General features: G+C 59.0%; 17 protein-coding genes. 12 read left to right on the plus strand and 5 right to left on the minus strand.

Features of this window, described 5'->3' with window-relative positions:
* Nucleotides 1-3: 3 nt before the first annotated feature.
* From HMPREF3039_RS03815 to HMPREF3039_RS03840, 6 genes are all read left to right on the plus strand, one after another.
* On the plus strand, nucleotides 4-399 hold the full coding sequence (locus HMPREF3039_RS03815; RefSeq protein WP_197457190.1) for an acyl-CoA carboxylase biotin carboxyl carrier protein subunit: 396 nt from the start codon (nucleotides 4-6) through the stop codon (nucleotides 397-399).
* Nucleotides 400-553: 154 nt separating this feature from the next.
* Nucleotides 554-2,143: a sodium ion-translocating decarboxylase subunit beta gene (locus tag HMPREF3039_RS13275; protein ID WP_082770238.1), complete on the plus strand. Its 1,590-nt coding sequence runs from the start codon at nucleotides 554-556 to the stop codon at nucleotides 2,141-2,143.
* 36 nt (nucleotides 2,144-2,179) lie between these two features.
* Nucleotides 2,180-2,959: a biotin--[acetyl-CoA-carboxylase] ligase gene (locus HMPREF3039_RS03825; protein ID WP_067982627.1), complete on the plus strand. Its 780-nt coding sequence runs from the start codon at nucleotides 2,180-2,182 to the stop codon at nucleotides 2,957-2,959.
* Between the two features lie 67 nt (nucleotides 2,960-3,026).
* On the plus strand, nucleotides 3,027-4,514 hold the full coding sequence (locus tag HMPREF3039_RS03830; protein WP_067568994.1) for a butyryl-CoA:acetate CoA transferase: 1,488 nt from the start codon (nucleotides 3,027-3,029) through the stop codon (nucleotides 4,512-4,514).
* 88 nt (nucleotides 4,515-4,602) lie between these two features.
* Complete coding sequence (locus HMPREF3039_RS03835) at nucleotides 4,603-5,325, plus strand: hypothetical protein (RefSeq protein ID WP_067569000.1); 723 nt, start codon at nucleotides 4,603-4,605, stop codon at nucleotides 5,323-5,325.
* 120 nt (nucleotides 5,326-5,445) lie between these two features.
* Nucleotides 5,446-8,364, plus strand: coding sequence for a chondroitinase family polysaccharide lyase (locus tag HMPREF3039_RS03840; protein ID WP_197483295.1), 2,919 nt, complete (start codon nucleotides 5,446-5,448; stop codon nucleotides 8,362-8,364).
* Between the two features lie 30 nt (nucleotides 8,365-8,394).
* On the opposite strand, the gene rfbA is transcribed toward HMPREF3039_RS03840, so the two are convergent.
* The 3 genes from rfbA to HMPREF3039_RS03855 all read right to left on the minus strand — a co-directional run bounded on the left by rfbA (nucleotide 8,395) and on the right by HMPREF3039_RS03855 (nucleotide 11,395).
* Entirely contained in the window at nucleotides 8,395-9,258 is an 864-nt protein-coding gene (gene rfbA / locus HMPREF3039_RS03845) for a glucose-1-phosphate thymidylyltransferase RfbA (protein ID WP_067569004.1), read from the minus strand.
* Between the two features lie 9 nt (nucleotides 9,259-9,267).
* Nucleotides 9,268-10,320: a dTDP-glucose 4,6-dehydratase gene (gene rfbB / locus HMPREF3039_RS03850; RefSeq protein ID WP_067569155.1), complete on the minus strand. Its 1,053-nt coding sequence runs from the start codon at nucleotides 10,318-10,320 to the stop codon at nucleotides 9,268-9,270.
* Between the two features lie 130 nt (nucleotides 10,321-10,450).
* The gene (locus tag HMPREF3039_RS03855; RefSeq protein ID WP_231863839.1) at nucleotides 10,451-11,395 is read right to left on the minus strand and encodes a 6-phosphofructokinase; all 945 of its coding nucleotides are present in this window, start codon (nucleotides 11,393-11,395) and stop codon (nucleotides 10,451-10,453) included.
* 128 nt (nucleotides 11,396-11,523) lie between these two features.
* Here HMPREF3039_RS03855 and HMPREF3039_RS03860 point away from each other — a divergent pair, with 128 nt between their 5' ends.
* Entirely contained in the window at nucleotides 11,524-12,261 is a 738-nt protein-coding gene (locus HMPREF3039_RS03860) for a uracil-DNA glycosylase family protein (protein ID WP_067569008.1), read from the plus strand.
* Nucleotides 12,262-12,778: 517 nt separating this feature from the next.
* Nucleotides 12,779-14,245, plus strand: coding sequence for an Asp-tRNA(Asn)/Glu-tRNA(Gln) amidotransferase subunit GatB (gatB, locus tag HMPREF3039_RS03865; RefSeq protein WP_067569011.1), 1,467 nt, complete (start codon nucleotides 12,779-12,781; stop codon nucleotides 14,243-14,245).
* A 76-nt stretch (nucleotides 14,246-14,321) separates the two neighbouring features.
* On the opposite strand, the gene HMPREF3039_RS03870 is transcribed toward gatB, so the two are convergent.
* A complete protein-coding gene (locus HMPREF3039_RS03870) occupies nucleotides 14,322-16,052 on the minus strand; it encodes a thiamine pyrophosphate-dependent enzyme (protein WP_067569015.1) in 1,731 nt (576 codons plus the stop codon).
* A gap of 191 nt (nucleotides 16,053-16,243) precedes the next feature.
* Between HMPREF3039_RS03870 and HMPREF3039_RS03875 the strand changes: the two genes are divergently transcribed.
* Nucleotides 16,244-18,775, plus strand: coding sequence for an alpha-amylase family protein (locus tag HMPREF3039_RS03875; protein WP_067569017.1), 2,532 nt, complete (start codon nucleotides 16,244-16,246; stop codon nucleotides 18,773-18,775).
* A gap of 273 nt (nucleotides 18,776-19,048) precedes the next feature.
* Here HMPREF3039_RS03875 and HMPREF3039_RS03880 read toward each other — a convergent pair whose 3' ends face one another.
* On the minus strand, nucleotides 19,049-19,705 hold the full coding sequence (locus HMPREF3039_RS03880; RefSeq protein ID WP_067569019.1) for a hypothetical protein: 657 nt from the start codon (nucleotides 19,703-19,705) through the stop codon (nucleotides 19,049-19,051).
* A 160-nt stretch (nucleotides 19,706-19,865) separates the two neighbouring features.
* Here HMPREF3039_RS03880 and HMPREF3039_RS03885 point away from each other — a divergent pair, with 160 nt between their 5' ends.
* The 3 genes from HMPREF3039_RS03885 (at nucleotide 19,866) to HMPREF3039_RS03895 (ending at nucleotide 24,255) form a co-directional block, all read left to right on the plus strand.
* Nucleotides 19,866-22,616, plus strand: coding sequence for a calcium-translocating P-type ATPase, PMCA-type (locus HMPREF3039_RS03885; protein ID WP_067569021.1), 2,751 nt, complete (start codon nucleotides 19,866-19,868; stop codon nucleotides 22,614-22,616).
* A 140-nt stretch (nucleotides 22,617-22,756) separates the two neighbouring features.
* On the plus strand, nucleotides 22,757-22,996 hold the full coding sequence (locus HMPREF3039_RS03890; RefSeq protein ID WP_067569023.1) for a hypothetical protein: 240 nt from the start codon (nucleotides 22,757-22,759) through the stop codon (nucleotides 22,994-22,996).
* Between the two features lie 425 nt (nucleotides 22,997-23,421).
* A complete protein-coding gene (locus HMPREF3039_RS03895; protein WP_067982620.1) occupies nucleotides 23,422-24,255 on the plus strand; it encodes a hypothetical protein in 834 nt (277 codons plus the stop codon).
* Nucleotides 24,256-24,409: the final 154 nt, after the last annotated feature.

The following is a 24,409-nucleotide window of genomic DNA, read 5'->3' on the forward strand; positions in this document are numbered from 1 at the left end:
ATTATGAAGAAACTTCGCATCACCGTTGACGGCAAGGTATTTGACGTATCCGTAGAACTCCTGGACCAGGTCTCCTCCACGACGGCGGCTCCCGTTCCCGCAGCAGCTCCCGCCCCGGCCCCCGCGGCTTCCGCTCCCGTTGCGGCCCCTGCTCCGGCTCCCGCACCCGCTCCTGCCGCCGCCGGCGCTGGAGACATCCCCAGCCCGCTTGCCGGCAAGGTCGTCTCCCTGGATGTAGCCCCCGGTACCGCCGTCAAGGCCGGCGACCAGATCATGACCCTGGAAGCCATGAAGATGAACACCATCATCTACGCTCCCTCCGCCGGCACGATTACCTCCTTCTGCGTGAACGCAGGCGACACGGTGCAGGAAGGGCAGCCCCTGGCCAAAATCGGTTAACTCCGGCCGTAATCGTCCGGAACCGCCAGCGGTTCCGGAACCTGATTCAGACTACAACCTGTTATAACGAATATTCCATATGGGTCTTTTAGATTCATTAATCACCTTTTTACAGGGGATGGGCATCTTCTCCCTATCATGGCAAATGGTAGGAATGTGGGGGATTGCCGTTCTGCTCCTGTATCTGGGTGTGGCCAAGCAATACGAACCGCTTCTGATGGTTCCGATTGCCTTCGGCGCCCTCATCGCCAACATTCCGGACAACGGAATGCTCATCTCCCAGATGAACCAGCAGGTCATCTCCTCCAATGAAAAGGGACAGGTTACGGCCACGTCCCTGAACAACGTGGGATACCTGCGCGTTCATGTAGCTCCGCTCCAGGAGGCGCCCGTCAAGGTGCCGGACAACCTCACCACGCCTGAAGCGCGCGCCCAGTATCTGGAACGCATGCACCAGCCCATGCAGGTTTACCCCGGCAAGCAGCTGACCGTCTCCCAGATCAAAACCGTGCGCGAATCCCAGGAAAGAGCCAAGGCGGATGCCGCGGCACTGGGTGACGACAGCCTGGTAGTTGATCCCAATCTGAAGGACTTCTCCAATGTCAGCGAGGACAACGGCAATGATCCCGTTTTCCTGCTCACGCGGGGAGCCGGCACCATCGTCGTCCGCCAGCAGGGAATGGACTACTTTGACACCAGCGGCAGCCGGATTCCGGTGGACCTGAAAACCGACAGGCTGGAACCCCTGGTGGTTTCCGCCGCGGGCAAATACGTGGCTGTAGGCCAGCAAACCCGGGAATTCATGATCACCTCCATCCACGGCGGCCTGTATGACTGGATCGGCCTGGGCATCAAGGCGGAAATCTTCCCGCCCATCATCTTCCTGGGCGTGGGCGCCCTGACGGACTTCGGCCCGCTGCTGGCCGCTCCGCGCACCCTTCTTCTGGGTGCTGCGGCCCAGGTCGGCGTGGCGGCCACCTTCTTCATGGCCTTGTTCATGCGCTTCTCTCCGGAAGAAGCCGCTTCCATCGGCATCATCGGCGGTGCGGACGGCCCCACCTCCATCTTCCTGACCATGAAGCTGGCTCCGCACCTCCTCGGCGCCGTGGCCGTGGCCGCGTACACGTACATGGCCCTGGTTCCGCTGATACAGCCGCCCATCATGGCGCTGCTGACCACCAAGAAGGAACGCGTCATCCGCATGAAATCCCTGCGCCAGGTCAGCAAGGGAGAAAAACTCTTCTTCGCCGTGCTGGTCACCATCGTTACCATCCTGCTGATTCCGGACGCCGCTCCGCTCATCGGCATGCTGATGCTGGGCAACTTCATGCGCGAATGCAAGGTTACGGAACGCCTGGTGCAGGCCTCCCAGAATGAAATCATCAACATCGTCACCATCTTCCTGGGCACCTCCGTGGGCCTGACGATGCAGGGAGACCGCTTCCTGCAGCCGGAAACGCTGCTGATCATCCTTCTGGGCATCGTAGCCTTCGGTGTAGCGACTGCCGGCGGCGTCATCGCCGCCAAGCTGATGAACCTCATCTGGCGCAAGAACCCGGTCAACCCCCTGATCGGTTCCGCGGGCGTCTCCGCCGTTCCCATGGCGGCGCGCGTCTCCCACAACGTGGGCCAGAAATACGATCCCTCCAACTACCTTCTCATGCACGCCATGGGACCGAACGTTGCGGGCGTCATCGGCACCGCCGTCATCGCGGGCTACTACATCGCCACCCTGGCGAGATAACCTGAACAAACATTATCCCAGGCCTCGGCCCATCCCATGAACTCCACACCCCCATGCCCCACTCCTGCAGAGGAGGAAGGACCATGCGGCGACTGGACCTATCATGAATGGGCCGAGGCTTTTTCCACCAACGACTTGGCCCGCACGCTCCCCCCGCGGCATATCGCCGTCTGCCGGGTGCAGACCGGAGGCCGGGGCAGATTCAACCGCCAATGGATAGGGGAGGAAGGCGGCCTGTGGGCCTCCTTCACCGTTCCCCTGGACACGCCGCATGAAGCTTCCTCGGAAATCTGCTGGGGGCATCTGCCCCTCGTCGCAGGGGTTGCGCTGCTGAACATGCTGCGGGACATGGGCATACGGAACGCCCGCCTGCGCTGGCCGAACGATTTGCTGGTGGGCCGCTCCAAGCTGGCGGGCATCCTGGTGGAACGTCCCTCGGACCATATGGCCGTCATCGGCATCGGCTTCAACGTCTTCAATGACGTGGCCGGAATCGCCGGCATGGTGCAGGACCCGCCCGCACGTCTCTCGGACCTGCTGCCGGACTGTCCTTCCGTTCACGGCGTCATGGCCGCTCTGGCCTCCCATCTGGACCGGGTTTTCACCGCATTTTCACGCGGAGGCATCTCCGCCCTGCGGGATTCCCTGGCCCTGGCCTGGGCGGAACCCCGGCCCGTGACCGTCTTCACGGATGACGAAACCGTCCAGGGAATATTTACAGGGATTGACGATCAGGGCAATCCTGTGTTATCCCTTCCGGCCGGCCGCGCCAGAACCATTCCGGCACACCTGGTCAACAGGCTCAAGGAAGAATGAGCCTATCCCTCCCTTTCCCATAAATACGGAGGATTCTTTCATTTTCATTCAACAAAAATCAACTGACATGAGTTACAAGGAATTGACACCAGAAGAAGCAGCAGCTCTCATTGAACATGGTGAAAATATCGGCTTCAGCGGCTTTACCGCCGCCGGAGTACCCAAGGCGGTCCCCCGCGCCATCGCCGCCAGGGCAACCGCGGAACATGAAGCGGGCCGCCCCTTCAAGGTAAACATCTTTACGGGAGCCTCCACCAGCGCCTCCGCGGACGGCGCCTTGGCGGAAGCGGACGCCGTGGACTGCCGCACGCCCTACCAGTCCTCCCCCGCCCTGCGCAAAAACATCAACAGCGGCCGCACCCGCTACAACGACATGCACCTGTCCCACACGGCCATGTACATGCGCTACGGCCACATTCCCGCCGTAAAAACCGCCATCATTGAAGTGGCGGACATCACTCCGGAAGGGGAAATCACGCTGACCACCGGCGCGGGCAACACCCCCACCTACTGCGAGCTCGCGGAACGCATCATCGTGGAGGTGAACGCCTACCATCCGAAGGAACTCAAGGGCATGCACGACCTGATGATGCCGCTGGATCCGCCCAACCGCCAGCCCATCCCCCTCACCAAGCCTTCCGAACGCGTCGGTTCCCTGACCTGGAAAATCGACCCCTCCAAGGTCGTCGGCATCGTCCGCACCAATGAACCGGACGGCATCGGCGCCTTCAAGCCCGGAGACCCCATCACGGACAAAATCGGGGAAAACGTCGCCAAATTCCTGGAAGAAGAACTGGAAGCCGGGCGTATTCCCGCCTCCTTCCTGCCTATCCAGTCCGGCGTAGGCAACATTGCCAACGCCGTCCTGGGCGCCCTGGGCCGCAACAAGAAAATTCCGAACTTCCAGATGTACACGGAAGTGATTCAGGACTCCGTCATCACGCTGATGAAGGAAGGGCGCTGCACCTTCGCTGGCGGCTGCTCCCTGACCGTCTCCGACGCCATGCTGGCGGAAATGTACAAGGATCTGGACTTCTACAAATCCAAGGTGATTCTGCGCCCGCAGGAAATCTCCAACAACGCTGAAATCGTGCGCCGCCTGGGCCTCATCTGCATCAACACGGCCATTGAAGTGGACCTCTTCGGCCAGGTGAACTCCACGCACTTCTTCGGCAAGCAGATGATGAACGGCATCGGCGGTTCCGGGGACTTCGCCCGCAACGGCTACCTCACCATCTTCACCTGCCCCTCCACGGCCAAGGGCGGAGCCATCTCCTCCATCGTGCCGATGGTTTCCCACCACGACCACACGGAACACGACGTGGACATCATCGTCACGGAATACGGCGTGGCCGACCTGCGCGGCAAATGCCCCCGCGACCGCGCGGAGGAAATCATCACCAAGTGCGTCCATCCGGACTATCAGGAAAAACTGCGCCAGTACATCGCGCTCACGCCCCAGGGCCATACGCCCCACTGCCTGGCCAAAGCCTTTGAAATGCACACCAAGTTCCAGGAAACCGGCGACATGAGAAACGCCGACTTTTCCGCCTGATCCGCATTGACCATTCGCGTCTCCGCGTTAAACTTGCAGGGTCGCTTCCTCGCCGGAAGCGGCCCTTTTTCATGACTCCGCCGCTGCCATGCCGAACGACTCCCCTTCCCCCCGCCCCGAAGACTGGATGATTTATCCGGGCGTCAGGCAGGCCGTCCGCATCTGCGCGCTTGCGTTCTGTGCCGGAATCGTCCTGACCGTCCTGCACCATCTGCTGATGCCCGTACTCTTTCATCTCCCGGGCAGCGCGGCATGGAGCGTGCCCGCGGCGCTCCTGGCGGAAATTGCCGCCATCATTTCCCTGTCCGTGCTTGTTACGTGGGGCGCCTGCGCCCTGCTGGCGTCGCGCGGCAGCTATGTTACCCGCACACTGAGTTTCCTGATGGTTTTCCCCGCCCTGTATGCAGCCCTCCTTCTTCTCTCCGCCAGCCCTGCCGCCGTCAGGCTCATGGCGGCAGACACGGTTCTGGAAACAACATTCCTGCTGGCAGCCGCCACCGCCTTTTTTTCCCTGCCGTACATAAAAGGCTATCCGGCCGCCTGGAGGAAGCGTTTCCTGGTCTGGGCCGTTCTCGCGGCATGCTATGCCCTCCAAGGCGCTGTGATCGTTCTGGCCATGTCACTCTGGATGAACCTGGCGGCCAAGCCGACGCAGTTCCTGCCGGAAATACTCATGGCGCTCTCCTGCGCGCTGGAACTGGCCCTGTGCCTCTTTTCCGTCCTTCTGGCGTGGGCATTGTTCCGTCGCGTGCCCCGGATCGTCTCCATGCCTGAAAAAAACGATCCCCGCTTTCCTGACGAAAAAAATTAAATGACCGGGACGCCTATTAAAAAGACTGCTGGAAAAGATATTTCAGGACTTTGTCCGCACCTGCCATAACGGCCGCCGGTAACAGAGAAACAAATTCCCATACCGGAACGTACCATGAATATGAACGGCATCCCCGCCATCCTTTTCGCGGCTCTCTGTTTCTTCCCCTTTTCACTCCCTGCCCGGGCCACAGTGAACGGCTCGGATTTTGAACGGGATGCCACAGGCTGGGAACCTTCTCCTGGCAGTTCCATTGCCCGGACTTCCAGGCATTACAAGGACGGTGTCCATTCACTTGAATGGAAATGGACGCATCCCGGCTCCACGCTGGCCTATGCTTTTGCCCCCAGAAAAATCCGGCGGGAAAAGAACCTCGCCACACACTTCGGCTTCTGGCTGTACAATCCGGTCCCCGCAAAGGAACGTCTCCATCTTGAATTCTACAAGGGCGGCGTCCTCCTTGCCTCTTGCTGGTACAACTTGAACTATACCGGCTGGAGGGTCCTTGGAGCCGGTCCGGAACACCTCGGCATACCTCCGGGCACGGAATTCGACAGGGCCGTCTTCCGGACGGAATCCCCTTCCGGCAGCCTCTGGCTGGATGTCGTCAATCCCGCCATTCTTTCCCCTCCCGTCCAGCCGGATGACCAGCAACCCTGGGCAGCGGATGCGGAGCTTCTCAAATTGCCGCCGGACCGGACCCATTACAGCAGCCATGACGTCAGCCTCAACCGTCCTTTCCTGCCCCCTCTCGTTCCATCAGAAAAAATCGGCCCTTCGTCCCGCTCAGCCATGCGGACGCTGGAAAAACACTATTTTGAGCATTCAGGGGGACAGGGCGGCCTCCCCTACCGGGACTTTTCCGCACTCAGGGAACAATTTTCCTCTCTGGAAATCAGGGAAAAGGAAGGATGCGTCACAGGCAGGCCGATTGCCCTTACCGACAACGGCTTCCATCCCGTTCCGGGCTCCATTGATTTCAAAAAGACATATCTTCCCCTTTTCCGCCAGCTCGCCGCCGCCATACGCAGAGAGCAGGGAAACCTTAAAAAAGAGGCGGAAACCATGTATATCCTCATGTGCCGCCACTTCCTCGACCAAGGGTATCAGGAAGGGAACAACAACTTCGGCTGGATAGGCAACGGATACGACTACCGCCATTATTCCCCCGCCGTGTTCTCCCACCGCAGCCTTCTGGAACGCGCCGGCATTCTTGACCAGATGGCCAAAAGCACGGCGTGGTTCAACATGGGCCATGCCATGCTGAGCAGCACGCCCTACAGCTCCTGTGACGAGTTTTACAACTACTCTTCCCACCTTCCGGCAGCCATCCTGATGATTCCGGACGAAGCCGAACGATACCAGCGGCTGCGCGCCTATAAAAATTATCTGGACCGCACGATCGGGGAAAACGACTACCCTTTCGGCAGGGACGGAACCGCCCATCACCACACCGGCCACCATTTGAGCTACGGAGGCTACACGCCGCCTGCCCTCCTGCACACACAAATTCTGCCCTTCCGCCATACGGAATTCCGCATTTCCCCTCAAACACAGGAAAAACTGCGCACCTACGCGCATGCGTGCGCCTTTCAAATCATGCACAACCGTCTTGCCCCCAATCTCTACCTGCGCAGCGGGGCGCCAATTTCTCTGAGTGTGGCGTCCACGGCGCTGCAACTCGCCCAAATGGGTTCCCCCGACGGCAAAAAAACCATCGACCGGGAAATGGCGGCGCTCTACCTGGCTGCTCTGGATGGAGAAGACAGCCCGGAAGTTGCCCGATACCGGGCCGAAGGCATCAGTCCTGCCCGGGTGGAGGGGCATATGAGCCTCAACCTGGCCGCCACGGGAATCCACCGGCGGGCGGACTGGCAGGCAGCAGCCGTCGGCATGCTGAAACATCGCCGGGGGCTGGAAATATACGGCTGGACGGAGAGCAACAACTACGGGCGTTACAGCCGCAACGGCACCATTTTCCTGACGATCGGGAAGGAGACCGGCTGGCGGCGCTCCGGCTGGAACTGGAACCACTGGCCCGGCGGAACCAACCCTGTCCGGGAGAGCCACGAACTTTTTGAAGGCTACGCCCTTTTCAACAACGGCAACGACATGGGCGGCGGCGTGTCCCTTGAAAAGAACGGCATCTGGGGAAACGACTTCTACTGCCTGGACATATCTTTCAAAAAAAGCGCCTTCTTCTTCGACAACCTTATCACGGTCGTCACCACGGACATCACTCCCCTCCAGGAAACGGAGAACGGCATCGTGACCACCCTTTTTCAACAGGCCCGGGAGGCGGGGACCAACGCGCCGCTGGTCAATGGACGTGAAACCAGCCGCGCAGACCTGGACGGAACCGTACCCACCGCCCTGCGCGATGTTCTGGGCAACCATTACCACGTCCATTCCGGACCGCCCCTCCGGTTCCGGTTCCAGGAGCAGGAGTGGACCTACTTCAACAGGCAGGACCTCCGGAATCCTCAGGACAATCCCTGCCTGGACATTAGAAGGAAGCAATTCAGGGAAACTCCCTTCTCCGCCAATGCCGCCTGTTACAAGCCCACGCGTGGCGTCTTCGCTCTTGCGTGGCTGGATCACGGAAAATCTCCTGCCCGGGCTGCCTGCAGTTATACCATCTGCGTCTCCCCTACACCGGAACAGGCCGCAGACTTTGCCAAATCCATCGCCTCCTCCACGCCGCCCGTCTCCATCCTCAGGCAAGACTCAACGGTCCATGCCGTCCACCACCGGAGAACAGGCACCACGGGATATGTCGTCTTTTCCCCGTGTACGGATCTGCCTGCTCCCCTCCGGAGCATGGACAGGCCCGGCTTCCTTCTTGTCCGGGACATGGGGGACCGCTACAAAGTGGCCCTCGCTACCGGAGATCCCGGCCAAAACAAAGACTACCACTTTGAATTCCGGGACGGGACGCGCGCCGTCCTGTCTCCGGGCTATCCTCTCTCCACAACCGTGGAAATCCCCAAAGGGGAAAATGCCGTGCCTCCGCCGCTTCCGAAACCTGAAACGCACTAATCAAAAAGGGAAGGCATCCTTTTTCTTCTCTCAAGGAAGCAAATCCAGCAGATACTGGCCGTAGCTGTTGTTGCGCATGGTTTCCGCCTGTTTCTGCAGAACTTCCGCGGAAATCCAGCCGTTGTTGAAGGCGATTTCTTCCAGACACGCCACCTTGAACCCCTGGTGGTGTTCCAGCGTGCGGACGAACATGGACGCCTCCAGCAGCGTATCATGCGTTCCGGTATCCAGCCAGGTATAGCCGCGGGCCAGTTTTTCCACGCGTAGCAGCCCCTGCTTCAGGTACTCCTGGTTCACGGACGTGATTTCCAGTTCCCCGCGGGCGGATTTGGGAATCTGCCCGGCGATGTCCACCACCTGGTTGTCGTAAAAATACAGCCCCGTCACGGCCATGTCCGACTTGGGATTGGCGGGCTTTTCCTCAATGGAGACCGCCTTTCCCTCCTTGTCAAACTCCACCACGCCGAAACGCTGCGGATCATGCACCTGGTAGCCGAAAACGGTTGCCCCGCTTTCCAGGGCGGCGGCCCTTCTCAACTTCTCCGTCAGGCCGCGGCCGTAAAAAATATTGTCCCCCAGCACCAGGGCCACCGAATCTCCGCCGATGAACTCCTTCCCAATGGTAAACGCCTGGGCCAGCCCTTCCGGTCTGGGTTGGACCTTGAAATCGAAAGTCACGCCGAACCTGCTTCCGTCACCCAGCAGCTCGCGGTATAGCGGCAAGGCCTCCGGGGAGGAAATGATGAGAATCTCCCGTATTCCGGCCAGCATCAGCACGGAAATGGGATAATACACCATCGGCTTGTCGTAAATGGGCAGCAGCTGCTTGCTGACGGAAAGCGTCACGGGATGCAGGCGGGTGCCGCTCCCTCCGGCCAGAACAATACCTTTCATATCAATCTCCTATCCATTAATTCCCAAACGCTCCAAACGGTAGTCCCCGGAAAGGATGCGCCGCCACCACTCTTCATGGGTCAAATACCATTCGATGGTCTTCCTGAATCCGGAGGAATGGTCCTGCTTGGGCTCCCAGCCCAGCTCCCGGCGTATCTTGGAAGCGTCGATCGCGTAGCGCAGGTCATGCCCCGGCCTGTCCCGGACAAACGTAATCTGGTCCCGGTAGCTTCCGCCGTCCGCGCGCGGCCGCAATTCGTCCAGATGGGAGCACAGCAGCTCCACCAGTTCCAGATTCGTTTTTTCGTTATTGCCGCCTATATTGTACGTTTCCCCGGGTTTCCCGGAAGAAACGACGGTAAACAGCGCTTCGCAATGGTCCAGCACATACAGCCAGTCCCGGACGTTCTCCCCCTTGCCGTACACGGGGATGGGCTCCCCGGCCAGGGCCTTCAGGATCACCACGGGAATCAGCTTCTCGGGAAACTGGTAGGGGCCGTAATTATTGGAGCAGTTCGTGACCAGTACGGGCAGGCCGTACGTATCGTGCCAGGCGCGCACCAAATGGTCGCTGCCCGCCTTGCTGGCGGAATACGGGGAATGGGGGCTGTACGGCGTGGCTTCCGTAAACAGGCCGTCCCGGCCCAAAGTACCGTACACTTCGTCGGTGGAAATGTGATGGAAGCGGAAACGCTGCTTCCTTTCCCCCTCCAGAGAGCGGTAGCAATCCAGGGCGGCCTGGAGCATGGAAAAAGTTCCCATCACGTTCGTGGTAATGAAATCTCCCGGATCGTCAATGGAGCGGTCCACATGGGATTCCGCCGCCAGGTGCATCACCCAATCCGGGGAATACTCCTTCATGGTGCGCCGCATCAGTTCGGCATCCCGCACGTCCGCATGCAGAAAACGGTACGCGGGCAGGTCCGCCACGTCATCCAGGGAATGAATGTTGCCCGCATAAGTCAGGGCGTCAATGTTCAGGACTTCACAGCCGCGCTCCAGCAGCAGCCTGACCAGATTGGAGCCGATGAATCCGGCTCCGCCCGTAACGATAACTCTCATCATACTGTTTTCAGGAAAATTTCCGCTTTTATGATACTAGGACGGATGCGGCTTTTCAAAACAAATCCGCCCATGCTTCCGGAAAGAAGCGCATGGGCGGAAAAAAAGATGCGTCCGGCCGCGGAACGAATCAGCAGCTCAGTTCGCGGCAAAGGTTGATGATGTCCGGATTGACGGAATACTGCTGGCCGGCCACGGCGTCCAGGGAGGCATAGCCGTACTGTCCGTCGTGGTACACCATGATCTGGTTGATGTCCCCCTTGTGCAGGGCTTCCACGGCGCGCGTGGCAAAGCGGGTGCCCATCAGGCGGTCGCGGGCGGAGGGAGAGCCGCCGCGCTGTACATGGCCCAGAACGGTCAGGCGGGTATCCATGCCGGCGCGTTCCGTCAACCAGCGGGTGAGGTATTGGGCTACGCGGGTGCCTTCCGCCACCACGGCGATGATGCAGCTCCCTTCCTCGTTGATGGCGGGCTGGAGGCGCTTGTAAATGGACTCCAGATCGTAGGGAATTTCGGGGACGATGCAAATATCCGCCGCGCTGCACAGGGCGGTGGTCATCGCCAGGTAGCCGCAATCTCGGCCCATGGTCTCAATCACGAACGCACGGTGATGGGAGCGGGCGGTATCGCGCACGGAATCGATGCAGTCCAGAATGACGTTCTGGGCCGTATCCACGCCCAGGCAGTAGTCCGTCCCAGCGATGTCGTTGTCGATCGTGGCCGGAATGCCGGCGAAGGGCACTTCAAAATCGTTGAAAAAGTCGTTCAGGGCACGGAAAGAGCCGTCGCCGCCCATAATGATGAGCTTGTTGATGTCGCGCGCCTTCAGATGTTCATAGGCCTGCTTGCGGAATTCGTAGTCGAAAAAGCGCTTGGAGCGGGAAGAGCGGAGGAGAGTTCCGCCACGGTAAATCATGTCGCTGGTCAGTTCTCGGGTAGCCTCCTTGATCTTTCCATCGATCAGCCCTTCCAGACCGTCATAGACAACGTAGGGATTCATTCCAAGCTGGCGGGCATGATCCACGGCAGACTTGATCGCCGGATTCATGCCGGCGGCGTCACCGCCCGATGTCATAATGGCTATTCCACTCATAAGTAATAAGGTTAACTTGTCCGGGGGGAAATGTTACCGTGCCGGACAAATAATGCAAGCGCGGAGTTTTTGCTGGCGCAATAAACGAAAAGGCCCCATGATAAGGAGGCATGAACGCCACCGCATCCGCCATTCTGAACGCCACGGCCGACCTCCGGGACGGAACAGCCCGGCTCCGGTTCGGGGAGCCCGTACACTTCACCTACAATCCGCTTTCCTACGCATGGGCTCCGCACGAACAATACGTCCTGAAATACGGAAACGGTGAAAAAAGGCATCTTTTCCTGGGCATGAATCCCGGCCCCTTCGGCATGGCCCAGACGGGCGTGCCCTTCGGAGAAGTGGACGCCGTCGTCAACTGGATGCACATCCGCGAAGAAGTGGGCAGGCCGGAACACACCCACCCCAAACGCCCCGTGGAGGGGTTTGACTGCCCGCGTTCGGAAGTGAGCGGCCGCCGCCTGTGGGGGCTGTTTGCGGAAACCTTCGGCACGGCGGAAAACTTCTTCCGCCACAACTACGTGGCCAACTACTGCCCCCTGGTCTGGATGAGCGCCACAGGCGCCAACATCACTCCGGACAAGCTGCCCGCGGAACAGCGCGCCGCCGTGGACGCCGTGTGCATGCGGCATCTGGTAGCCCTCATCACCATCCTGAATCCGCATACCCTCGTGGGCGTGGGGGCATACGCCACGCAAAAGCTCCGGGCTGCCGCCGCGCTCCTGCCGGACAAATCGTTCACCATCGGCACCCTGCTCCATCCGAGCCCCGCCAGCCCCGTCGCCAACAAGCTCTGGCCGGAACGCCCCATCCAGCAGCTCAAGGAACTGGGCATTTTACAGGACTGAACGTCCAGAACGAAGAAAGAGGCGCCCCGGAAAGCGCCGAAAGAAACAAAAGCCGGAAACTGGACGCCCGAGTGGCAGCCGGTCCCCATGCCCGGGCGGCGAGAAAAGGAAGGTGCCCTTTCCGGGCAAATCTGAAAAGCGGCTCCGGCATCCGGGCCGATGGGGGAGACGGCATGCGCCCGCGGCAAAAAGAAGGTTCCTTCCCAAATTTAAGGGTTAAGGACATGGAAAGGATGCCCTGCCCTTTCCTGCACCGGATTTGCTCAAATACGCTTCTTTCCCGGCGGAAAAAATGAATGCCGTCAGATACCGGCAAGGAAAAAAACTCAAACGGTCGTTCCCGGAAGCCGCAACAACGGTTCCCGGACAATTCCCGGTCCATTCGCCCGGCGTTTTGTCGTCCACTTTATCCCTGACTCCGCGCCCTCCCGCCTGCGCCCGGCGGAAAGGGCTTTTTACTGGACAGGCCGGAGGCGGTCCCGTACAGTTTCCGCGATACTCAAGCGTTCCGAATTTTATGGCAATTTCAGATTACATCGTGACCATTGGCCTGGAAGTCCACTGCCAGATCAAGACAAAGAGCAAAATGTTCTGCTCCTGCGAGACCGGCTTTGGCTTTGAACCCAATACGCGCGTCTGCCCCACCTGCCTGGGATTGCCCGGTGCCCTGCCCGTCCTGAACGAATTCGCGATTGAACGCACCCTGTTGACCGGGCTGATGCTGGGCTGCTCCAGCCCGAAAATATCCCAGTGGGACCGCAAAAACTATTTCTACCCGGACATGGCGAAGAACTACCAGACCTCCCAGCTTGACCTGCCCCTGTGCCTGGGCGGCGAAGTGCCTCTGTACCCGTGGTCCTACCCCAACGACGTGATCAAGGCCGGAGTGCCCCCGTTCCGCACGGTCAAGCTTACGCGCATCCATCTGGAGGAAGACGCCGCCAAAATCACCCACCACGCCACCTATTCCCTGATCGACTACAACCGCGCCGGGTCCGCGCTGATGGAAATCGTCTCCGACCCGGACATCGACACTCCGGAAGAAGCCTACGCCTACCTCAAATCCCTTCAGCAAATCCTGAACTACGGCGACATTTCCGACGCCGACATGGAAAAGGGCCAGATGCGTTGCGACGTGAACATCTCCCTGCGGCCAAAAGGCCAGAAGGAGCTGGGCGCCAAGGTGGAAATGAAAAACCTCAACTCCATGTCCGCGGTGCGCCGCGCCCTGCATTACGAAATCCGGCGCCAGGCGGAAGAACTGGACATGGGCATTCCCCAGGTGCAGTCCACGCGCCGCTGGGACGACGAACGGGGGGAAAGCTCCGTGATGCGCACGAAGGAAGACGCGCACGACTACCGCTACTTCCCCTGCCCTGACCTGGTGCCCGTGCGCACGGCCCCGCTTCTGGACAAGGTGCGCGGCATGATTCCGGAACTCCCGCAGGAGCGGCAGAAACGCTTCATGGAAGAATACGGCCTGAGCGAATACGACGCCAACGTGCTGGTAGGAGACCTGGAGCTGGCCCGCTTCTTTGAAGAAGCCGCGCAGGGAGCCTCCAGCGGCAAGAAAGTGGCCAACTGGGTAATCAACAACATTTCCTCCGTCCTGAACGAAAAAGGCATGCGCCCGTCCGAATGTCCGGTGAAGCCGGAAGCCATCCGCGGGCTGATCGCCATCATTGACGACGGCACGGTCTCCAACAACCAGGCCCGGGAAGTCTTCAACAAAATGTGGGAGGAGCCGGACCTCTCCGCGGCGGAAGCCGCCAAACTGCTCGGCTTTGAAAAGGCGGACTCCTCCTTCCTGGACGGCATCGTGGCGGAAGTCATCGCCGCCAACCCGGACAAGGTTCAGGAAATCCTGGGCGGCAACGACAAGCTCCTCAACTGGCTCACCGGCCAGGTCATGAAAGCTGCCCGAGGCAAGGCCAACCCGAAAATGGTGACGGAAGCGCTGAAAAAAGCCCTTTCAATGGAGTGACCCAGGACAAAGGATTAAAGACAGGAAAGACAACTTCATCTTTAATCTCCGGCATCTGCCCATTGTCCGCAGCACATCACGGCTTGAACAGCTTCCTGTTACCCGCCAGCGTATTCCAGACCTGCTTGATCTCTCCGGTGAAGGTCTGCTTCATCATGGAAAGGGAGAAATCCGCGGCCTGTCCCACGCTGATATAGGGCGGCAGGGCCAGGGCATCCCGGTCCACATGGGCGTCCAGAAGCGCCGGCCCCGGATAATTCAGGAACGTCTGCACCATCTGGTCCACCTGGCTGGACTTGTCCAGCAGGAACCCCTTGATGCCCATGGCGTCCGCCACGGCGGAAAAAGACGGGTTGTCCAGGTCGATCTGCCACGGAATCAGGCCCGCGGCCTGCATTTCCAGCTGGATGAAATCCAGGCAGCCATTGTTATACACCACGATTTTGACCGGCAGCTTGTACTGTGCGATCGTGATGAGATCCCCCAGCAGCATGGACAGGCCGCCGTCCCCGCAGAGGGCAATCACCTGGCGGTCCGGATATTCCTTCTGCGCGCCCATGGCCATCGGCATGGCGTTGGCCATGGAACCGTGGTTGAAGGAGGCAATCATGCTCCGGCCCATCGTCGCGCAAAGGAAGCGGGCGCTCCAGATGCACGGGGTGCCCGTATCCACCGTAAACACGGCGTCGGAAGCGGCATACTTGTTCAGGGCGGTGGTGAGCTGCTCCGGACGGATGGGAGACTCCTTGTCGTTGCCTTCCATGTACGCGTTCATGTCCTTTACGTCCTTGGCGTGGCGCTTCAGGGAGGCCTCCAGATGCTCGGAATCCGTTTTCTCCTGAACCATGTTCAACAGCGCTTCCGCCGTAACGGATACGTCCCCGCAAATGCCCAGGTCCAGGCGGGAGCGGCGTCCCAGCACTTCCCCGCGCCTGTCGATCTGCACGATCTTCGGCTTGGTGGGAATAAAATTGAAATAGGGAAAATCCGTCCCCCACAGCACGATCATGTCGCTTTCGTGCATGGCCTTGTAGGCGTCTCCCCAGCCGAGGAGCCCCGTCATCCCGATGCCCAGGGGATTGTCATGCTCAAAATAATCCTTCCCGCGCCACGTGTAGGCGATCGGGGCCTTCAGGCGGTGGGCGAGCCGGACAACCTTGTCCTGCGCCCCGGCGCATCCGGCGCCGCAGAAAAAGGTGATGCGGCGGTGCTCGTCAAACATCCGCGCCAGAAGGGAAAGAGACTCGTGTTCCGGAACGACGTGCTCACGGGTGTAGGAAGGGAGATGCACCAGGTCCTCCATTTCCGCAGGAGCGTCCGCGATGTCTCCGGGCAGGACGACGACGCCCACGTCGCGCCTGGCCCACGCATGCTGGATGGCGGACATCAGGATGCGGGGAGCCTGGGACCCTTCGGAAATCAGTTCCGCATAAGAACTGCATTCCCTGAAAAGCTGTTCCGGATGCGTGGCCTGGAAATATTCCAGGCCTATCTGGCTCTGCGGAATGTCGGAGGCGATGGCCAGCACGGGAGCGTGGCTCCTGTGGGCGTCAAACAGGCCGTTGATCAAATGGAGGTTGCCGGGGCCGCTGCTGCCGCAGCAGACGGCCAGGTTCCCGCTCAACTGGGCTTCCGCGCTCGCGGCAAAGGCGGCCGCCTCTTCATGGCGCACATGGATCCATTCAATGGTCTTTTTCTTCCGCAGCGCATCCGTGATAGGGTTCAGGCTGTCCCCTACAATGCCGTAAATGCGCTTGACGCCTGCCCTTTCCAAGATTTCAACGATCTGATCAGCTACCCTGTACATGCAGATTAGACCCAGGGCGGAGGACAAAAAAGCAATGCTTTCGTGTCATGCCGTGGCAAAAAGTCCCGTTTTCCCCCGTATCCGGAAAGCATTGAAAAACATCCGGAAGCCGGCCAGCTATTCGGAGCGTTTTTCCTTGAAGAAACAGCGTCAGACTTTACGATTTCCTGCAATTCCATTCATTCTGCTCCATGAAATTCCTCAACAGAATTCTTCTACTGGCCGCCGTACCAGCCATGTTGTCCGCAGCCACGGCGGCTGTCGTCTTCCCGGGACCGCCTCCCGGAGCCGCCGGAGCAGTACAGTCCGGCTCCGCCTATACTCTTTCCAACAGCATCCTGACAGCCAAATTCCTGGATAAAAACGGCAGCATTTCCTTTGGCGGTCTCACGTCTAAACTGGGCCCCGTCGCCAAGGCGGGGGGAGAACTGTTCATCGTCAACCTGGCAGACGGACGGAGCATCAAATCTTCCGAATTGAAGGCGTCCAACGTCAAAATTGCCAACCTGCCGCCCGATCCCAAGGCGTTCAGACTCGCGGAACGCTACCCGGGCAAAGCCCTGACGGCCACCTTTCAGGCGCTGAACGGCACGCTGCGCATTTCCTGGCGCGCCGTACTGCGGGACAATTCCCACTACCTGCGCCAGGAACTGCGGCTGGTGAGCACCCAGCCCGTTCAGATGAAAAACATCGTGGCCATGCAGTATGACCTCATCGGCGGAAAAGCCGGGGAACCGCGCATTTCCGGAAACGCCAGGGGAGCGCTCGTCGTCAATGACCTGGCATTCGCCGCGCTGGAAACTCCCATGGGCATCAATACCGCCGGAAACGCGGAAAATGCCGGGGACGGCGGCACGGACTGGAAAGCGGATAAATGGGTGAAAAACTCCTGGACGGGCAATTTCAACATCCCCCGGGAACTGAAAAAACAGTACGGGGACCATCTTGCCGCCGCGGAAGGACCCGTCTCCATCAACGGCAAGGGCAATCTCACGATTACGTTCCGGTACACAGGGGGCGACGGGGGAAACAACAAGCTGAACCTCGCCGGAGTACAGCTCCTGTCCGCGCAGGGAGCCGTCCTTGATTCCGATTTCCATCCCGGCGTTACGGGAGACTCCAGCGCCAACAATACCTACAAGGTCAAGGTTCCCGCCAGGGGCGGCTACATGTTGCGCTACTGGGCGGAAACAAAGACGGAGCCGATCGCCAGCAAGGGGGAAATCACTTTCTCCCTGCCCGTAACCACCGCGGAGAAGGAAGACGCCCTGCCGGCGGACTCCCGAATAGCGCAAGGCGTCTGGAGCCGCAAGACAACCCTCCAGCCCAGGGAAATCTGGAACGTATCCTCCGTTATCGGTCTCTTCGCCCCCGGGCAGCAGCGCAGGTCCTTCCTCGCGTACATGGAACGGGAGCGCGCCATGCCCTACCGCCCCTTCATCCATTACAACTCCTGGTATGAGCTGAACATCAACCGCAACAACGATTCCGACCCCGCCAAACGCATGACGGAAGAGCAATGCCTGGCCGTGCTGAAAGACTGGCAGGAACAATTTTTCCAGAAGAGCGGCACGGCCATTGACGCCTTCGTCTGGGATGACGGCTGGGACGAATTCAACAGCCTGTGGGACTTCCACAAGATGTTCCCCCAGGGCTTCAGGCGCGTTAATGCCGCCGCCGCCAAACAGAAGGCGGGCATCGGCGCATGGCTGGGCCCGGTGGGCGGCTACGGAGCCTCCAAGGGCAAGCGCCTCGCCCACTGGAACGTCAAGCATCCGGACAACAAAATCGGCAACTTCCAGCTTTCCAACAAGGAATACTTCGACGCCTTCGTGGGCCGCTGCTCCCAGATGGTGAAGGACTACAACATGAAATACTTCAAATTCGACGGCATCAGCACCCATTTCCACGCCAAAGGCCCCGGAAACGAGGAAGACGCGGAAGGCATCATCCGCGTGGTGGAGGCGCTTCGCAAAAAGAAGGGCGACCTGTACATCAACTGTACCGTAGGCACCTGGGCCTCCCCCTTCTGGTTCCGTTACGCGGACTCCGTCTGGAGGCAGGAAAACGACTTCGGCACCATCGGCGTGGGCGACAACCGCGACAAATGGATCACCTACCGCGACCGCCTGGTGCATGAGGTATTCGTCCAGGGCTCTCCGCTCATGCCCATCAACTCCATGATGACGCACGGACTGATAGTCACCAGGCACGGTCCTCCAGACTGCATGCCCAAGGAACCGGAAAACGTGAAAAAGGAACTCCGCTGCGCCGTGGCGTGCGGAACCTCTCTCCAGGAGCTCTATCTGGACCGTGACCTGATGAACGCCCATGGCGGCGTGCTGTGGGACGAACTTGCCAAAGGCATCAAGTGGATACGCCGCAATGCGGACGTGCTGGACGACGTGCACTGGGTGGGCGGCAACCCGTGGGACAAGGAAAGCAGGGAAGGCTCCGTTTACGGCTGGGCCGCCTGGAACAAGGACAAGGCCACACTGGCCCTCCGCAACTCTTCCGACCGGGAAAAAAGCCTGACCGCCACTCTCCGCAGCATCCTGGACATTCCCGCCAACGTCAAAGGCGGCATTACCTTCAAGGACTCCTTTGACGACCAGCGCCCCCTGGACGGCTTCACCGGAAAGACTGTGGACATTGACAAGGAACTCACCTTCACGCTGAAACCCTTCGAGGTATTCGTCTATGAAGGAGGAAAAGTCAAATAGCCTCCGAATATCCGGAACCGCAGAACAACTGCCAGCTCATTTCTGTCCGCGACGCCGCAAAGACTTTTTCAGCCCTCAAGGCAGGGAAACCGGATATTCATGGACCGTACCAAGTGTGCGGCTCAGAGCCCGCAGGACAGGCGAAACAAACCGAACCCCATTCACGGGCACGGAAGCCGCCATTCTCCGCAACTCTTACGAATATTAAACGGGGAATGTCATCTTAACAAGAGGCTCCTCCCAACCGGTGCCCCTTTCATCCACGGCCGCCCTTCACCGCCCTACCTTCTCGAACGTCACCGCCTCCATGGGATTGGACGGATTGACGGGCATCACCAGGCATTGCGCATTCTCGCCGCCCAGATAAAGGGTATAGCCGTTCCCGGGAGGGCAGGAAATGGATACGGCATAATACCCTCCGTTCTGCGTCAGGGACCAGGTGCCCCGGTAGGTGGAGACAAGATCTTCCTCCAGCACGGACAAGTCGTCCCTGTTCTCCGCTTGTGATATCCACCATCCCCAGGACTCCCGGCGGGGGAAGGAGGAAACCTCGCAGCTTCCGTCTTCATGAAGCTGGATAGTGGATGAACTGACCTGGAAAAAACGGTTCAGCTCCGCCGGGCGGGAAAACCACCGCTCGCGGGGGGTGGACTCCACGGCATACACGCCCGCCAGGGATTTGGCCTCCGGCTGCGCCACGCACAAAAAACTATCCCTGTCCATCAGCTTGCAGCAGACAATCCCCACTACGGCCAGGGGGAACAGGAGCGCCAGGAAAAAAGCCCACAGCACCATCCGCCGCCTCCACCACACGTAAACCGCTGCCAGCCCCGCCACACCGCCTACGGACATCCAGAAGCCCCACGACCGGCAGGCGATCGCAAAAGCGGCGGAAAGAACGGAAAGGCCATGACAGAGATCGTTCCACATAGGTCCACCAGAATCGCCGGAACACGTTCAAAGTCAAGTCTGCAATTCCGGATATGCCCTCAGGAGGGACCCGCGCCGCAAAAACTCCCGTCATCGTTCCTTCAAAGCGCCCTATGGGCTTCCATCCCCGGACCGAATCAGGTAAACAAGCGTTCCGGACATGAAGAATACAGCACATTACCAGGGACTCACGGAAAAGCAGGTTCTGGAAAACCGTGACAAATACGGCGTCAATATCCTGACTCCCCCTGAAAAGGAGCCTTTGTGGAAGCAGTTTCTGGAAAAATTCTCCGACCCCATCATCAAGATACTTCTCGTAGCCCTGGTGCTGTCTGTCGGCGTAGCCTGCTACCAATTCTTCTCCGGGGCGGAACCGGCAAGCGTCTTTCTGGAACCCGTCGGCATCCTGGTGGCCATTCTGCTGGCCACCTGCGTAGGCTTCGCCTTTGAGGTGAGCGCCAATAAAAAATTTGAAATCCTGAACCAGGTCAACGACGATACGATGGTGCAGGTCATCCGCGGCGGCAATATCTGCGAAATTCCCCGCCGCGACGTGGTGGTCGGAGACGTCGTCGTCCTGAACACCGGAGAGGAAGTCCCCGCGGACGGTGTTCTGCTGGACGCCGTTTCCCTCCAGGTCAACGAATCCACGCTGACCGGGGAACCCCTCATCAGCAAAACCACGGTGGAAGCCGAATTCAAGCCGGACGCCACCTATCCCTCCAACCATGTCCTGAAGGGAACCACCGTGGTGGACGGCCACGGCGTCATGGAAGTGAAGGCCGTGGGGGACAAGACGGAATACGGCAAGGTTTACGAAGGCTCCCAGATAGACAACAAGGTGGAAACGCCTCTGAACCGCCAGCTTTCCCGGCTGGGGGACCTGATTACCTGGGCCAGCTACGCCATTGCCGCCCTGATCATCATTGGCCGCCTCACCCTGTACTTCACCCGTCTGGAAGGCGCGGTGGACTGGCTGGCCGCGGGCAGCTACATCCTGAACACCATCATGATCGCCGTCACGGTCATCGTGGTGACGGTGCCGGAGGGGCTGCCCATGAGCGTCACGCTGAGCCTGGCCCTCAGCATGAAAAGCATGCTGAAAGCCAACAACCTGGTGCGCAAGATGCACGCCTGCGAGACCATGGGGGCCGCCACCGTCATCTGCACGGACAAGACGGGTACCCTGACGCGCAACCAGATGAACGTGTACAAGGCGAATTTCTACGGCCTGGGAGACGCCCTCCCGGCGGATGACGAACTGGGGAACCTGATCCGGGAAGGCATTGCCGTCAACTCCACCGCTTTCCTGGATTATGCCGATCCCGAACACATCAAGGCGCTGGGCAATCCGACGGAGGGTGCCCTGCTGCTCTGGCTGCACGGCCAGGGAGTAAACTACCTGGACCTGCGGGAAAACGCGCGCGTTCTGGAACAGCTCACCTTCTCCACGGAACGCAAGTACATGGCCACCGTCGTGGACTCCCCCCTGCTGGGTAAAAAAGTCCTGTACGTGAAGGGCGCGCCGGAAATCGTGCTGGGCAACTGCGCCACGGTGCGCACGCCGGACGGAGAGACGGACGCCGCCGCCATGCGCCCGGCCATTGAGGAACAACTGCTGGCCTACCAGAACCAGGCCATGCGCACGCTGGGCTTCGCCTACCGTATTCTGGATGATGACGCCCCCGTGTTCCAGGATGGGAAACTGGCACGGCACGACCTGGTTTACCTGGGCATCACCGCCATTTCCGACCCCGTCAGGGACGACGTTCCCCAGGCCGTGAAGGACTGCATGGATGCCGGAATCAGCATCAAGATCGTCACGGGAGACACGCCGGGCACCGCACGGGAAATCGGCCGCCAGATCGGCCTGTGGACGGAAGCGGACACGCCGGACCGCCTGATGACGGGCGTGGAATTTGAACGGACGCCGGACGGGGAATTGCTGGACCGCGTGATGGACCTCAAAATCATGTGCCGCGCCAGGCCCATGGACAAGGAACGCCTGGTAAAGCTGCTCCAGCGGAAAGGCCAGGTGGTGGCCGTCACCGGGGACGGCACCAATGACGCCCCCGCGCTGAACGCCGCCCAGGTGGGGCTTTCCATGGGGGACGGCACCACCGTCGCCAAGGAGGCCAGCGCCATCACCATTCTGGACAACTCCTTCATGAGCATTTCCCGTGCCGTCATGTGGGGCCGTTCCCTGTACCGGAACATCCAGCGATTCATCGTGTTCCAGATGACCATCAACGTGGCGGCCTGCCTCATCGTGCTCATCGGCGCCTTTCTGGGAACGGAATCCCCCCTCACCGTCACGCAAATGCTGTGGGTGAACCTGATCATGGACACCTTCGCCGCCCTGGCCCTGGCTTCCCTGCCGCCGGACGAACGCGTGATGCGGGACCCGCCGCGCAAAACCACGGACCATATCATCACCCGCCCCATGGGCAGGGACATCCTGGGCGTGGGCATTCTGTTCGTGGCCTTCCTGTTCGGGCTGCTCCAATACTTCAAGCATGCGGACATCACCAGCCTCACCCAATTCAGCGTCTCCGGCTATCTGGGAAGCTACCTGGACTTTTCATCCCCGGAACATGAACTGACGCCTTACGAACTGTCCCTGTTCTTCACCATCTTCGTTCTTCTTCAGTTCTGGAACATGTTCAACGCCAAGGCATTCAATACACACAGGAGCGCTTTCGCGCGCATGGGCGCCAGCATCGGAGGCTTCGGCCTGGTGGCCCTGCTCATCCTGACCGGGCAGTACCTCATTGTCACCTTCGGCGGCAAGATGTTTAACGTAGTACCCCTGAGCTGGACGGACTGGGGCCTTATCTTGGCAGGAACTTCCATCGTCCTGTGGATCGGGGAATTCATCCGGATGCTGGGGGACTCCAGCCATAAATCCTGATACATTTTTATCCCGTAAAAATGGATAAAACACGGATCAGGCCACCTAGAATCCAATAAAAAATCATGGACAATTAAGGAACATATTTTCTTCTTTAGAGAAGGCTGATGGCGTTTTAATCCAATCTCTAATCTCTTCTCATGCTCCATGTCGCCTCCATCACGAAATTATCCGCAGGGCCGGTTTCAGGAGGAATTCTTCCATCTGTCGCAAACGCCGGGAAGGAAAATACCGGCACTTTGCAAATGGAATCGGTTCCGGATGAACTATCCGCTGATATTCATCTTGCAAAAGAAGAAGGTAAAGAACCGCCCAAAAGCGGAGCTGAAGACAAAAAGCGTAAAAACCTGGGGATTGGGGAATTGGTGACGCTCCCCTGACAGGAAAACCTTCTCTCATGCGAGATGCAGAAAAACTGGAATGGGAAGTCATTTCCAAAACCCATTTAAAGAACATTCCCAAGCCACTTCCCGAAATGGCGGATGAACACAAACCGTTGGTCATAGCTGCTGATGTAAACGGGAGACTCGTTCTTATTGATAACACCGGATCCCCAAGACCATGAACCGCTGCAAGGATTTGCCTCAGGAATGGTGCCGGGTCACCAAGTTCAGTACCAGCCAATGTTCAGATTCAATCGTAGACATCACTACGCAAAAACGGTATTTTCGATTCGACTGGTCGGCTTCAAGGAAGAAGGCGTTGCCATCAAAGTAACACCATTCGGCCGTAGTGTCCAAAGAACGGGAATCAAGCAGCTCTGTTACAAGACGTCACGCAAACCGGAAACCCTGACACAATCTTTATGGCCCGGATCATCATCATCTTTTTTTCCTGTTTGGCAGGTGCCGGTTTAGTTCTCGGTACACCGGTAAAGCTGGCTCCTGATGTGCCTTCTCCCCCCTGTCCCCGGATTCTCAAGTCTCCGGAGAATATGGCTTTTCAACTAAACACATTGCTTGAGGAAGGAAAGCTGGAGGAGTTCTATCAGTCCGCATCCCGGGAACTGGCAAAGATAGATGATGAAGATGAACAGGTTCGAGACATGGAGCGTATCCAATCCCGTTTATGGGTTTTTTACTACGTCGCGGCGGCTCCGTTTTTTCAAATGGAGGAAAAACCGGATGAAATGATTTCCTGGTCTCATTCAAGATTACTGGATTATCTGACCAAAATCAGTGCGGTCCGCCATATGGCTTATTCCCGCAACGACGCGATAAACGGAGACACGGTCATTCCAACTATCCTGCGCGCCGAGTATTGTGCCCGGATCATTAAAGACATGCGTCTCTCCTACGATCCCGAGTCAGAGAAAAAACAACAGAAAAAGGGGGAAGAATTCATGGCAGACTCCCGGAATCTGATGAACAAAAAGAAATTGGATTTTCTGCAACTGCAGCGGAGGGAACGCCTGTTCCAGTACAAGCTGAGTACGGCCTCCAAAAGGAACGACATGGTCAAAAACAATATTCAACTGCTGGAAGAAGATTTCATTGCCATGCTGCTCCGCTCTTTTCCCGGCAATGCGGCCAAAATTAAAAAGTACCTGAAACAGGCCGGATACTTAAACAAGGAAATCCCACCGCTGCTTGACCGCACGGCAGGCCGTACGCCGAAAACCGCCTTTTTATACAAATAGGGCAGAATCAAACAGCAGCATCTTCCACGGCAAGATATTCAACATGGCCGGTTGGACGTGATCCTCATCGTTGCAGGCACCCACGCCATCCTGTGGTTCGGGAAGCTGACGGGAGCCTTCCTCCCCAGCTCCTTCCCTCCGGCGTCCGTGGCCT

Origin of the sequence: Akkermansia sp. KLE1798, from assembly GCF_001580195.1 — a bacterium.
GTDB classification, from domain to species: domain Bacteria; phylum Verrucomicrobiota; class Verrucomicrobiia; order Verrucomicrobiales; family Akkermansiaceae; genus Akkermansia; species Akkermansia biwaensis.